This window comes from Saccharopolyspora oryzae (genome assembly GCF_027853915.1).
Classification (GTDB): Bacteria; Actinomycetota; Actinomycetes; order Mycobacteriales; family Pseudonocardiaceae; genus Saccharopolyspora; species Saccharopolyspora oryzae.
Map to the genome: position 1 here is coordinate 44,168 of NZ_JAQGLA010000006.1, position 13,955 is coordinate 58,122.

At 66.7% G+C, this 13,955-nt stretch carries 9 protein-coding genes; 7 read left to right on the forward strand and 2 right to left on the reverse strand.

Going from position 1 to position 13,955, the window contains the following annotated elements:
• The first annotated feature begins 866 nt into the window (after positions 1–866).
• From rpoB to OU415_RS06025, 3 genes are all read left to right on the forward strand, one after another.
• Positions 867–4,361, forward strand: a complete 3,495-nt coding sequence (rpoB, locus tag OU415_RS06015; protein ID WP_270947574.1) for a DNA-directed RNA polymerase subunit beta — start codon at positions 867–869, stop codon at positions 4,359–4,361.
• Positions 4,362–4,468: 107 nt separating this feature from the next.
• Entirely contained in the window at positions 4,469–8,380 is a 3,912-nt protein-coding gene (locus OU415_RS06020; RefSeq protein WP_270947575.1) for a DNA-directed RNA polymerase subunit beta', read from the forward strand.
• Between the two features lie 351 nt (positions 8,381–8,731).
• Complete coding sequence (locus OU415_RS06025; RefSeq protein WP_270947576.1) at positions 8,732–9,526, forward strand: hypothetical protein; 795 nt, start codon at positions 8,732–8,734, stop codon at positions 9,524–9,526.
• 191 nt (positions 9,527–9,717) lie between these two features.
• On the opposite strand, the gene OU415_RS06030 is transcribed toward OU415_RS06025, so the two are convergent.
• Together OU415_RS06030 and OU415_RS06035 are read right to left on the reverse strand one after the other, a co-directional pair.
• Entirely contained in the window at positions 9,718–9,909 is a 192-nt protein-coding gene (locus OU415_RS06030; protein WP_270947577.1) for a DUF397 domain-containing protein, read from the reverse strand.
• A gap of 30 nt (positions 9,910–9,939) precedes the next feature.
• Positions 9,940–10,842, reverse strand: coding sequence for a helix-turn-helix domain-containing protein (locus OU415_RS06035; protein ID WP_270947578.1), 903 nt, complete (start codon positions 10,840–10,842; stop codon positions 9,940–9,942).
• A gap of 341 nt (positions 10,843–11,183) precedes the next feature.
• On the opposite strand from OU415_RS06035, the gene OU415_RS06040 reads away from it, so the two are divergent.
• From OU415_RS06040 to OU415_RS06055, 4 genes are all read left to right on the forward strand, one after another.
• Positions 11,184–11,396 carry a zinc finger protein gene (locus OU415_RS06040; protein ID WP_270947579.1) on the forward strand — a complete coding sequence of 71 codons (213 nt, stop codon included), beginning with the start codon at positions 11,184–11,186 and terminating at the stop codon, positions 11,394–11,396.
• A 90-nt stretch (positions 11,397–11,486) separates the two neighbouring features.
• On the forward strand, positions 11,487–11,777 hold the full coding sequence (locus OU415_RS06045; RefSeq protein WP_270947580.1) for a hypothetical protein: 291 nt from the start codon (positions 11,487–11,489) through the stop codon (positions 11,775–11,777).
• Positions 11,778–11,910: 133 nt separating this feature from the next.
• Positions 11,911–13,113 carry a hypothetical protein gene (locus OU415_RS06050; protein ID WP_270947581.1) on the forward strand — a complete coding sequence of 401 codons (1,203 nt, stop codon included), beginning with the start codon at positions 11,911–11,913 and terminating at the stop codon, positions 13,111–13,113.
• Positions 13,114–13,173: 60 nt separating this feature from the next.
• Entirely contained in the window at positions 13,174–13,926 is a 753-nt protein-coding gene (locus OU415_RS06055) for a hypothetical protein (RefSeq protein ID WP_270947582.1), read from the forward strand.
• Positions 13,927–13,955 lie beyond the last annotated feature (29 nt).

Sequence of the window (13,955 nt, forward strand, 5' to 3'; positions counted from 1 at the left end):
CAGTGATCACCGCTGCGTCCGGATCGGCCGGCCGCGGGGTGCCGCGTGATCGGACTCGAATTCGCGCGGTGCGTTCGCCCGACCGTCGATTTCGGAGGAACAGGCGCCGAGCCGATCTTTTCGCTCGGACCGGGTGCCGGTGGTGCGGGCGGGTCCGGTGGGGCCGGAGCGGCGGAGGTGACCAGGAGTCCGGGAAATCGGTTTTCCTCGCCGCGGGTGCCGATTTCGCGACTCTGCGTGCCCGGGCGCAAATCGACCTCCCAGTTCAAGATCGGGAATTCGAAGATCGAATTCGTGTTCCGCGTGACCGTCGGTGCAGATCCGAGCACAAGGGGTCAGCCGTTGCGGGCGACTTCGCCGGATTGACTCCGTTCGGCCCAGTCGTCCGGGAGCGGTCGTGATCGACATCGAATGTTGAGGCGCCGGTCACTCCCGGGGCGATCCGGCGGGGTGCTGTCAAGAGCCGTTCGGAGGGTGGTCGGGAGTGTCGTGGGGGAGCGGCTCGGGGCGACCTGTGGTAGTGCTCTGACCAGCCAAAAGCACGTCCGGAACGGCCACGTTCAGTGATCGTGTTTTGCGCCACGAGGGTGATCGGAGCGTGATCTCTTGACTGGCGGCGCGCTGGGGTTCACTCTGGTGGCCAACGCGGGGCTGGGCCGCTATCAGTGGGCCCCCTCGACAGCTGGCGGGGTTCCAGCTAGACTGCTACTTTGCGCTGCCCTCTTTCCGTCTACCCGTGCGTTCGGGTCGTAGGATGGCGGGCGCCACTTGCACCCTTGACAGCTGTGTTAGCGGACTGTGCGTTCGCGTAACGCGCGCTTTGATGACGCGGCTGTAGCCAGTTCAGAGTCCCGGAAGGACGCATCTTGGCAGTCTCCCGCGCGACCAAGGTCTCTGCAGCTTCCAACTACACGTCGGGGATCCCTGGGGCACCCAAGCGGGTCTCGTTCGCGAACATTCGCGAACCGTTGAACGTGCCGAACCTGCTAGACCTGCAGATCCAGTCCTTCGAATGGCTTGTCGGTAACGAAGCCTGGTTCCAGCGCCGGGTCGACGCCGGCGAGGAAGTTCCGGTTGGTGGTCTCGAGGAGGTCCTCGGCGAGATCTCCCCGATCGAAGACTTCTCCGGATCGATGTCGCTGTCCTTCTCCGACCCACGCTTCGACGAGGTCAAGGCCTCCGTCGAGGAGTGCAAGGACAAGGACATGACCTACGCGGCCCCGCTGTTCGTCACCGCGGAGTTCACCAACCACGGCACTGGCGAGATCAAGAGCCAGACCGTGTTCATGGGTGACTTCCCGATGATGACGGACAAGGGCACCTTCATCATCAACGGCACCGAGCGCGTCGTCGTCTCCCAGCTCGTCCGGTCCCCCGGTGTCTACTTCGACCAGTCGGTCGACAAGACCACCGACAAGGACGTCTTCAGCGTCAAGATGATCCCCAGCCGCGGTGCGTGGCTGGAGTTCGACGTCGACAAGCGCGACACCGTCGGCGTCCGCATCGACCGCAAGCGCCGCCAGCCGGTCACCGTGCTGCTGAAGGCGCTGGGCTGGTCGGCCGAGGCGATCCGCGAGCGGTTCGGCTTCTCCGAGACCCTGATGGCGACCCTGGAGAAGGACCACACCGCAGGCACCGACGAGGCGCTGCTCGACATCTACCGCAAGCTGCGCCCGGGCGAGCCGCCGACCAAGGAAAGCGCGCAGACCCTCCTGGAGAACCTGTTCTTCAAGGAGAAGCGCTACGACCTGGCCCGCGTCGGCCGCTACAAGGTCAACAAGAAGATCGGTCTGGGCCTGCCCTACGAGACCGGCGTGCTGACCGAAGAGGACATCGTCACCACGATCGAGTACCTGGTTCGCCTGCACGCGGGCGAGACCGAGATGCCCGCTCGCGGTGAGGGCGAAGGCGCCACCGTGCCGGTCGAGGTCGACGACATCGACCACTTCGGCAACCGGCGCCTGCGCACCGTGGGCGAGCTGATCCAGAACCAGGTCCGGGTCGGCCTGTCCCGCATGGAGCGCGTCGTCCGCGAGCGGATGACCACCCAGGACGTCGAGGCGATCACCCCGCAGACCCTGATCAACATCCGCCCGATCACGGCGGCGATCCGGGAGTTCTTCGGCACCTCGCAGCTGTCCCAGTTCATGGACCAGACCAACCCGATCGCGGGCCTGACGCACAAGCGCCGCCTCTCCGCGCTCGGCCCGGGCGGTCTGTCCCGTGAGCGCGCGGGCATGGAAGTCCGAGACGTGCACCCCTCGCACTACGGCCGGATGTGCCCGATCGAGACGCCGGAAGGCCCGAACATCGGTCTGATCGGCTCGCTGGCGACCTTCGCCCGCGTCAACCCGTTCGGCTTCATCGAGACCCCGTACCGCAAGGTCGTCGACGGTCGGGTCACCGACCAGATCGACTACCTGACCGCGGACGAGGAGGACCGCTACGTCAAGGCGCAGGCGAACGCGCCGATCGACGACGACGGCAACTTCCTCGACGACCGCGTGCTGGGCCGGCGGAAGGGCGGCGAGGTCGAGCTCCTCGCGCCGACCGAGATCGACTACATGGACGTCTCGCCGCGGCAGATGGTCTCCGCCGCGACCGCGATGATCCCGTTCCTCGAGCACGACGACGCGAACCGCGCCCTGATGGGTGCGAACATGCAGCGCCAGGCGGTGCCGCTGCTGCGCAGCGAGTCCCCGCTGGTCGGCACCGGCATGGAGCTGCGCGCCGCGGTCGACGCCGGTGACGTCATCACCGCCGAGAAGGCCGGTGTGGTCGAGGAGCTGTGCGCCGACTTCGTCACGATCATGGCCGACGACGGCACCCGCCGCTCGTACCGGATGAACAAGTTCTCGCGGTCCAACCACGGGACTTGCATCAACCAGAAGCCGATCGTGAACGAGGGCGACCGCATCGAGGCCGGTCAGGTCATCGCGGACGGTCCGTGCACCCAGAACGGCGAGATGGCGCTGGGCAAGAACCTGCTCGTCGCGATCATGCCCTGGGAAGGCCACAACTACGAAGACGCGATCATCCTGTCCCAGCGCCTGGTGCAGGACGACGTGCTCACCTCGATCCACATCGAGGAGCACGAGGTCGACGCCCGCGACACCAAGCTGGGCGCCGAGGAGATCACCCGGGACATCCCGAACGTCTCCGACGACGTGCTGGCCGACCTCGACGAGCGCGGCATCATCCGCATCGGTGCCGAGGTCCAGGGCGGCGACATCCTGGTCGGCAAGGTCACCCCGAAGGGCGAGACCGAGCTGACCCCGGAGGAGCGCCTGCTCCGCGCGATCTTCGGCGAGAAGGCCCGCGAGGTCCGCGACACCTCCCTGAAGGTGCCGCACGGCGAGACCGGCAAGGTCATCGGCGTCCGCGTGTTCAACCGCGAGGACGACGACGAGCTGCCCCCGGGCGTCAACCAGCTGGTGCGGGTCTACGTCGCGCAGAAGCGCAAGATCCAGGACGGCGACAAGCTCGCCGGCCGCCACGGCAACAAAGGCGTCATCGGCAAGATCCTGCCCGCCGAGGACATGCCGTTCCTCTCCGACGGCACCCCGGTCGACATCATCCTGAACACCCACGGTGTTCCGCGACGGATGAACATCGGCCAGGTGCTGGAGACGCACCTCGGCTGGATCGCCTCCCAGGGCTGGTCCATCGACGGTGACGCCGAGTGGGCCAAGCGCCTGCCGGAGGAGCTGTACGAGGTCGAGGCCGGCACCAACACCGCCAGCCCCGTCTTCGACGGTGCCCGCGAGGAGGAGATCACCGGTCTGCTGGCCTCCACCCGCCCGAACCGCGACGGCGAGCGCATGGTCGGCGGCGACGGCAAGGCCCAGCTGTTCGACGGGCGCAGCGGCGAGCCGTACCCGTACCCGACCGCGGTCGGCTACATGTACATCCTGAAGCTGTCGCACCTGGTGGACGACAAGATCCACGCCCGTTCGACCGGTCCGTACTCGATGATCACCCAGCAGCCGCTGGGCGGTAAGGCGCAGTTCGGTGGTCAGCGCTTCGGTGAGATGGAGTGCTGGGCCATGCAGGCCTACGGCGCCGCCTACACGCTGCAGGAACTGCTCACCATCAAGTCCGACGACGTGGTGGGCCGCGTGAAGGTCTACGAGGCGATCGTCAAGGGCGAGAACATCCCCGAGCCGGGCATCCCGGAGTCCTTCAAGGTGTTGCTGAAGGAGCTCCAGTCGCTGTGCCTGAACGTCGAGGTGCTCTCCAGCGACGGTGCGGCCATCGAGATGCGCGACAGCGAGGACGAGGACTTGGAGCGCGCTGCTGCCAACCTCGGCATCAACCTGTCCCGCAACGAGTCGCCGTCCGTCGACGACATCGCGCACTGACACTCGCCGCCGGTCCGCGGGAGCGATCCCGCGGACCGGCGACCGACCCAACCTGGCACCCCTGCCCCTAGCCGGCAGAACCTTTCGACCAAGGGAGAAGACCCGACGTGCTTGACGTCAACTTCTTCGATGAACTCCGCATCGGCCTGGCTACGGCCGACGACATCCGCCAGTGGTCGTACGGCGAGGTCAAGAAGCCCGAGACCATCAACTACCGCACCCTGAAGCCGGAGAAGGACGGGCTCTTCTGCGAGAAGATCTTCGGTCCGACCCGGGACTGGGAGTGCTACTGCGGCAAGTACAAGCGCGTCCGCTTCAAGGGCATCATCTGTGAGCGCTGTGGCGTCGAGGTCACCCGCGCTAAGGTGCGTCGCGAGCGGATGGGCCACATCGAGCTGGCCGCTGCCGTCACCCACATCTGGTACTTCAAGGGCGTCCCGTCCCGGTTGGGCTACCTGCTCGACCTGGCCCCCAAGGACCTCGAGAAGATCATCTACTTCGCGGCCTACGTGATCACCGGTGTGAACACCGAGCTGCGGCACAACGACCTGTCGACGCTGGAAAGCGAGATCAGCGTCGAGCGCAAGCACATCGCTGACCAGCGCGATGCCGACCTCGAGGCGCGGGCCCAGAAGCTCGAGGGCGACCTGGCCACGCTCGAGGCCGAGGGCGCCAAGAGCGACCAGCGCCGCAAGGTCAAGGAAGGCGCCGAGCGCGAGATGAAGCAGCTGCGCGACCGCGCGCAGCGCGAGCTCGACAAGCTCGACGAGATCTGGGAGACCTTCACCAAGCTGGAGCCCCGCCAGCTGGTCGCCGACGAGATCCTGTACCGCGAGCTCTACGACCGGTACGGCGAGTACTTCACCGGCGGCATGGGCGCCGAGGCCATCCAGGCGCTGCTGTCGAACTTCGACATCGCCGCCGAGGCCGAGCTGCTGCGCGAGACCATCCGCAGCGGCAAGGGCCAGAAGAAGCTGCGCGCCCTCAAGCGGCTCAAGGTCGTGGCGGCCTTCCAGGCCACCGGCAACGACCCGAGCGGCATGGTGCTCAACTGCGTGCCGGTCATCCCGCCGGACCTGCGCCCGATGGTGCAGCTGGACGGTGGCCGCTTCGCGACCTCCGACCTCAACGACCTGTACCGCCGGGTCATCAACCGCAACAACCGCCTCAAGCGACTGATCGACCTCGGTGCGCCCGAGATCATCGTCAACAACGAGAAGCGGATGCTGCAGGAGTCCGTCGACGCGCTGTTCGACAACGGCCGTCGCGGGCGTCCGGTGACCGGCCCGGGCAACCGGCCGCTGAAGTCGCTGTCCGACCTGCTCAAGGGCAAGCAGGGCCGCTTCCGCCAGAACCTGCTGGGCAAGCGAGTCGACTACTCCGGCCGTTCGGTCATCGTGGTCGGTCCGCAGCTGCAGCTGCACCAGTGCGGTCTCCCGAAGGAGATGGCGGTCGAGCTGTTCAAGCCGTTCGTCATGAAGCGGCTGGTCGACCTCAACCACGCGCAGAACATCAAGTCCGCGAAGCGGATGGTGGAGCGCCAGCGCCCGCAGGTGTGGGACGTGCTGGAAGAGGTCATCGCCGAGCACCCGGTCCTGCTGAACCGTGCTCCCACGCTGCACCGCCTCGGCATCCAGGCCTTCGAGCCGCAGCTGGTCGAGGGCAAGGCCATCCAGCTGCACCCGCTGGTCTGCGAGGCGTTCAACGCGGACTTCGACGGTGACCAGATGGCGGTCCACCTGCCGCTGTCGGCCGAGGCCCAGGCCGAGGCCCGGATCCTGATGCTGTCCAGCAACAACATCCTGTCCCCGGCGTCGGGTCGCCCGCTGGCGATGCCGCGTCTGGACATGGTCACCGGCCTGTACCACCTGACCAAGCAGGTGGACGGTGCCAAGGGCGAGGGCCTGGCGTTCTCCTCGGTCGGCGAGGCGATCATGGCCTTCGACCGCGGTGTGCTGGGGCTGCAGGCCAAGATCAAGATCCGGCTGAAGGACGTCGTGCCGTCGCGCGGCGCCACCCCGGAGGGCTGGGAGCCCGGTCAGCCGTGGCTGGCCGAGACCACCCTGGGCCGGGTGTTCTTCAACGAGCTGCTGCCCGAGGACTACCCGTTCGTCGACGACCTGCTGCCGAAGAAGAAGCAGGCCGCGATCGTCAACGACCTCGCCGAGCGGTACCCGATGGTCACGGTGTCCCAGACGCTGGACAAGATGAAGGACGCCGGCTTCCACTGGGCGACCCGTTCCGGTGTGACCGTGTCGATCACCGACGTGGTCGTGCCGCCGAACAAGACCGAGATCCTCGACGGGTACGAGGCCAAGGCCGACCAGGTCGAGAAGCGGTACCGCCGCGGTGCGCTGTCCTACCAGGAGCGCAACGCGGAGCTGGTCAAGGTCTGGACGGCGGCCAAGGACGAGGTCGCCGAGGCCATGGAGACCAACTTCCCCGAGGACAACTCGATCAGCACGATCGTGAAGTCCGGGGCCGCCGGTAACATGACCCAGGTCGTTCAGCTGGCCGGTATGCGTGGTCTGGTGTCGAACCCGAAGGGTGAGTACATCCCGCGCCCGATCAAGGCGAACTTCCGCGAGGGCCTGTCCGTGCTGGAGTACTTCATCTCCAACCACGGTGCTCGAAAGGGTCTGGCCGACACGGCGCTGCGTACCGCTGACTCGGGTTACCTGACCCGTCGTCTGGTGGACGTCTCGCAGGACGTCATCGTCCGCGAGACGGACTGCGGCACCGAGCGCGGCATCAAGATGCCGATCGCGGAGCTGCTGCCCGACGGCAAGCTGCTGCGCGACGCCCACGTCGAGACCAGCATCTACGCCCGCACCACGGCCGACGACGTCACCGACGCCGACGGCAACATCGTGCTGGCCCGCGGTTCGGACCTGGGCGACCCGGCGATCGAGAAGCTGCTCGCCGCCAAGGTCACCAAGGTCAAGGTCCGCAGCGTCCTGACCTGCGAGTCCGGCGTCGGCGTCTGCGCGGTCTGCTACGGCCGTTCGATGGCGACCGGCAAGCTGGTCGACGTCGGCGAGGCCGTCGGCATCGTCGCCGCCCAGTCGATCGGTGAGCCCGGTACGCAGCTGACGATGCGTACGTTCCACCAGGGCGGTGTCGCCGGTGACGACATCACCACCGGTCTGCCGCGTGTCCAGGAGCTGTTCGAGGCCCGCGTCCCGAAGGGCAAGGCGCCCATCGCCGACACCTCGGGTCGCGTCCGGCTGGAGGACAACGACCGCTACTGGAAGATCACGATCATTCCGGACGACGGCGGCGAGGAGATCGTCTACGACAAGCTGTCCAAGCGTCAGCGGCTCGCGGCGATCTCGGTGGACGGCAGCGAGCGGCAGATCTCCGACGGCGACCACGTCGAGGTCGGTCAGCAGCTGCTCGAAGGTGCCGTCGACCCGCACGAGGTGCTGCGCGTGATGGGCCCGCGCGAGGCCCAGCTGCACCTGGTGCGCGAGGTGCAGGAGGTGTACCGGTCGCAGGGTGTGGGCATCCACGACAAGCACGTCGAGGTCATCGTCCGCCAGATGCTGCGCCGGGTCATCATCATCGACTCGGGTGCCACCGAGTTCCTGCCCGGTTCGCCGGTCGAGCGCTCGCAGTTCGAGGCGGAGAACCGCCGCGTCGTCGCCGAGGGCGGCGACCCGGCGTCCGGCCGTCCGGTCCTGATGGGCATCACCAAGGCGTCGCTGGCCACCGAGTCGTGGCTGTCGGCGGCCTCCTTCCAGGAGACGACCCGCATCCTCACCAACGCCGCGATCGAGGGCGCGAGTGACAAGCTGGTCGGCCTGAAGGAGAACGTGATCATCGGTAAGTTGATCCCGGCTGGTACGGGTATCAACCGGTACCGCAACATCCAGGTGCAGCCGACGGAGGAGGCGCGGGCCGCGGCGTACGCGATCCCGTCCTACGACGACAGCTACTACACCCCGGATGTGTTCGGCGCCGGCACCGGTGCGGCCGTCCCGCTGGACGACTACGACTTCGGCCGCGACTACCGCTGAAGTTGATCGATTGACCGAAGGGCCCCTGTCCGACTCCTCCGGACAGGGGCCCTTCGCCATGCGCAGCAAGGGTTTTCGCGTCAGGCGATGAGGCGGTAGAGCGCGGCTTCGGCGCGCATCAGCCGCGCCTCAAGGGATTCCGCGTGAAAGTCCTCGCTGCCCATGGTTTTTCAGCGTAGCGATCAGTTTCCGCTGGTCAGGTCCCGTGAGTGTTTTGGGTGGCTATAGCGACCCAAAGTGCTCACGGGTCGGAACCAGCGGAAACGGAGCCATCGGCTGGTTGCTCTCGTGCATGCGCCGCATGCCTTGAATTCGGACGGGATTCATCCTGCGGAACTACGTTGCGGGGGAATGATGTTCTCCCCGCTCGAAAGGCCGCTCATGGACCGCCGCTCCTTCGTTTCGGCCGCCGCGCTCGCGGCGGCGTCGATGCCCCTCCTCGAGGCGGCGCCGGCCAACGCGAGTCCTTCCAATGACCGTGCGCTGCAGCGAATCATGCTTGACGCGCTCACCCGTGAGCTGGACGACGCGGCAACGGCCGCCGCCGTCGAGCCCGCTGTCGAGGACATCGGCTTCAACTGGCACCCGCCCGTCGCGCCGATCGCGAGCCTCGACTACGTGGTGGCGTACTCGTTCGGGAATCGCCCGCCGGCCGGTGGCGGCGACCCGTCACGCGTCAGGTACGAGCCCGGACCCGTGAACGAGGCTCTCGCGGACGCCGTGGCGAAGGTCCGGGCAGCGCGTGACATCCCTGTTTTCGCGCAGTGGGAGATCGCCCATTTCCTCGAGACCAAGTACTCGATGGATCGCGTGACCTCGGTCGAACCGGTGGTCCAGCCGGACGGGACCATCGTCTACCTGAGCACCGACGGTGTTGCGGAGCAGGTCGTCGCATTTCGCGGCGGCACGTCGGGCACCGCAGGGGTGGTCGGGTTCCGCGACCACGTCAAGCGCTGCGTTCTGACCACGCGCGACCGGGGCATGACGGCCTTCGCGCCCGAAGGCGTCACCATGCCCGGAACCTACGACGAGCTCTCCGGCCAGCCCTGGACCCGCCGCCGCGACCTGTATCTCCTCCACGACATGTACGCGCAGTTCGCGAGGTGGCGTGCGCACGCGATCACGGCGGCTTACCCCAACGGCTGACCGACGCCCCGTCGCGCTCGAACTCAACGCAGTTCTCGGGGATGGCTCCGTTTCTGCTGGTCAGGTCTCGTGAGTGTTTTGTGGGGCTATAGCACCCCAAAGTACTCACGAGTCGCAACCAGCGGAAACGGAGCGCGGATATGGGAGAGCCCCATCCTGGCGCGGTGTCCGGGATGGGGCTCTGTTCGGTGTCAGCGGTCGAGCAGGCCTGCCTTCACGTTGGTCAGGAAGGCGCTGAGCTGGGGTTTGGTGAAGACCAGGGCGCCCTGCTCCGGGGCCTTCGAGTCACGGATGGCGGAGACGTCGGGCAGGTTCTGGGCCAACTCGACGCACTGGCCCGTGTTGCCACTCCGACTGCTCTTGCGCCAGTCGGCACGCGACATGTCGATCATTTTTCTCCCTAGCCGGGTTCCTCACAGGTGCTTGACCAGGCTAGTCATCAGTTCGGTCGTCTCCGAGGTTGAGAGAGCTTGCTCGCTCACCTTCTCGAAGACGTTGCTGTAGTGGTCCACGTCGTTGGGGCGTTCCTGCCACACGGATCCGCGCTGGTTCTCGAGGTAGACCGAGTTCATGTCCTCGAATCCTTCGGGGAACCGGAGGACGGAGAAGGCGCCCTTCATGCCTGCGTGGGCTCCGGCGGAGAACGGGATCACCTGGATGGTGATGTTCGGTTTCGCCGCCGACTCGATCAGCGACTCGAGCTGTTCGCGCATGACTTCGGGGCCGCCGACGACCCTGCGGAGGACCGCTTCGTCGAACACGACGTGGAGTTGCTTCGTCGAACCTCGTTGGTGAAGCTTCTCCTGCCGTGCTTGCCGGAGTTCGACGGATCGGTGGAGATCGGACTTGGTGATCTCCGGCCAGCCGCCCTGCATGACGGCCAACGCGTACTCCGGTGTTTGCAGCAGCCCGTCCACGAGCGTCGGGCTGTAGGTGAGCAGTTCGCGGGCGTCGCTTTCCAGGTCGACGTAGGTCTCGAACCAGTCCTCCAGGGTGTCGGAGAACGCGGTCCACCAGCCGCGGTCGTTCGACTCCTCGGCTTGTCGCATGAGCGTGTCCACGGTCGGTGCGCCGACACCGTAGAACTGGCACAGGAGTCGGACGTTGCCTGGCCTGATGGCGTGTCGACCGTTCTCGATTCGGCTCACCGTCGCATCGCGCAATCCGGCGTACTTGGCTGCTTCCGCCACCTTGCGTCCGGCCTGCTCGCGGTAACCGCGGAGCTTCCGTCCGAGCTGCCGCCTGCGCAGGGTGGGCCCGAGTTCGAGGCCGTCATCCGCTTGGAAGCCGGTTTCCTCGGGCGAGATCGCGGCCATGCCTACCTCCGTCGATGGTCGGTTTCCCCCATCTTGCACCACCTTTCACGAACTCAGTACGTAGATCCACACGTTCGAAGTATCGACGCCACGTAATTACGTGGACTACCTTGATTGTCGTCGGACGGTTACGCAGCGCGAGTTGCTGGCCCCGACAGCCCGTCCCGTCGGTTTCTCACAGGTCAAAGGCGGGGCGGGTCTTCTAGCCGGGCTGGTGCGGTGTTTGCCCCCGACCTCCGCCGCGCCAGCCCACCTCGGTGACCGGGCGCCTGCGTCCCCTCCCTCGCGCGCCCGGTCACCGGTCAATGCAGAGCTATCCGTTTCAGCAGTGGAGGCTGCTCATGTCTGGTTACTTGACCTACGTGTGGCGTCCGGTCACCGGCGGTCGTCACGCTTTTCCCATCGCAGCAACGAAATCCCCAGCAGAGGACACCGTCGAGGCCTACTGCGGGGCGGAAGCCGAGGCCTCGGAGCTCCACGATCGGTCCGAAGTGGACTGGGTGCGGGAGCAGACCTGCATGGACTGCTGGCACGTCCTCGCCGCACAGCCCTGACGTTTACGTGAGTGGCGATGGTTGCTCTTACCACCATCCGCACTCACGAAACCTGACCAGCCACAACACCGCATTTGGAAGGACAAAGCCATGTTCTGGATCCAGCTGAGCACCTTCATCCTGTTCAACCTGCTCATCCTCGCCCTGCTCCTCACCCACATCCCTGTGCCCGGACTGCGGTTCGCCGCGGGTCAGCACGCAGGAACAGGCGATGGCGAGTACACGGTCTGGCACCTCATAGCGGATGTCGAGGCTGAGCGCGGGATCGAACGGCATCGGGTTGCGGAGCCTGAGATAGCGCCGCAATTCCCCGTGCAGGACCCCGACGAGCAACCCACCGGTCGTCATCACCTCCGGCCGGACCGGGCTGCGGTGTTGTGAACTCGCGTGCTGCGGCCTGCAGGGCTGAGGAGTGATCCGTCCGGAAACCGCCTGTTCGGGGCTTGAGCGCCGCGGTGTGCCGGTTACGGTGTGCGGCGGCAGGTGACCAACCACGTCGATGGGGAACGTCGTGATGAACCGACAGACCGAAAGGGTGCGTCCGGCGCACCCGCCGACGGTGTTTCTGCTGGTCATCACGGCTGTGCTGGTCGTCGACGTGCTGCTCGAGCTGGTCTGGGTGCTGGGGCTCGGATCGAGTTCGTACGGCGCGGCGAACGCGGTCCGCCTGTTGCTGGTCGTCGTCGGTGCGCTCGTTCGCGTCGGGCTGCTGATCGGGGTTTGGCTCGGGAAGAAGTCCGCGCGCGGAGTCCTGTTCGGCGTCGAGGTGTTCTTCGGCCTGGTGATGGTGCTCGCCGCGCTCATCATGGGCGCGGCGAGCACTGGGAGCGCGGCATCGCTCCTGATCGGGCTGGGCATCGCGCTGCTGATGTTCGGGTGCGCGTTCCTGCTGAACTCCAGGCCGGTGCGGGTCTGGTGCGAAGGCGAGGTCCGGAGCCCGGAACCTGCGCGGGCTCCGCTGGCGCAGTGGGCGCAGCAGCAGGGGTGGCAGGTCGCCTGGAACGTGCCGTCGAGCGTGCTGGACCAGCTCCGCGGGCAGCCCTTCCACGAGTACCGGCGTAAGCAGGTTCCGGTGCTGATGCGCGGCCACCACCGGGGTGCGCCGGCGATGGTCGCGCAGGTCGACTTCCGGCACCTGCACAAGGCGACCACGGGGCCGTCGTACTACTCGCCCGGGGCGGACAGGTACGTCGAGCCGTCGAAGACCGTCGAGCACACGACGACGATCAGCGCCGTGGTCGTCGAACTGCCGGCGCCCGTGCCGGAACTGCTGGTCGGCACCAAGCGGAACCTGCTCGGCGACGTGGAAAGCCTGTTCTTCCTGAACAAGGCGCAGCGGCTCTTCCAGGGACGCGCCGTCGGCCAGGTCGCGACGGGTGGCCCGTCCATCGCGTTCAGCGCGGCGGACGGCTACCTCGGCGACTACTACCTGTACGACGCCGATCCCGCGTACGCGCACGCGGTGCTGACGCCGGAGCGGGCGACCTGGCTGAAGAGCAACCGCTCCAGCGGGCCGGTGTTCTTCCGGCTCTCGGGGCGGAAGCTCGTCGTGTGGGCCTACACCGAGCTGGGCGGTGTCGCGGTCGTGGACGCGCTGCTCGCGGCTGCGGACGAGATCGTTCGGTGGATTCCTCCTGCGGCGTACCAGGATCCGGCTGCCGCGCAGGCGGATCAGCGGCACGTTCCGCTGGTGCAGTGGCAGATTCCGGTTGGCTGAGGACGTCGTTCTGCCGGCCGATGGCAGCGGTTCGTTGGCCGGGAAGGAGAGTGGGGAGCTATGCAGCAGCAGGGCTGGCGGACCTCGTGGAACGTCCGGAAGAGTGCGCTGAAGGGTTTGCCCGGGCAGCCGTTCGACCGGTACCGGCGGAAGAAGATCCCGCTCGCGCTGAGCGGCTTTCACCGGGGCATGCCGGCAGTGGCGATGCAGATCGACTTCAAGTACAAGGGCTTGGCGGGTGGCAGTGGCCCGACGGTCTACAACACCAACGGTGTGGCGCTGAATGGTTCGAGAAGCGTTGCCAAGTGGGAGTCGTTCAGCGTGGCGGTCGTCGAAATGCCAGCCCCGGTTCCCGAGCTATTGGTCGATGACAAGCGGGACGGGCTCGAAGACTTCGGAGACTTGCTCAGCTTGAACCGATCCCGGGGGGTGTTTCAGGGGCGGCCCACTGCTGAGGTTCCGATCATCGACCCGGCGACATCGCGGAAGTGGAGCAGCTTCCACGTGTTCGACGCCAGTCCTGCGTACGCGCACGCAGTACTCACCGAACCGCGTGCGTTCTGGCTGGCGAATTCGGACCGAGGGCTGCCCGAGATCCGCGGAGCCGCTGGCGCTCTGGGCTTCCGGTTGTCCGGCCGAAAGCTCATCGTCTGGTTGCAGCGTCCGCTTGACCCCGCGGTGGTCGACACATTGCTTTGGATCGCAGACGAGATCATGCGATGGATCCCACCGGCGGCGTACCAGGATCCGGCTGCTTTGCAGGCGGATCAGCAGCACGTTCCGCTGGCGCAGTTGCAGGCTCAGTTCGGCTGAGGATCGCTGTACAACGCAGCAGGCTGCCT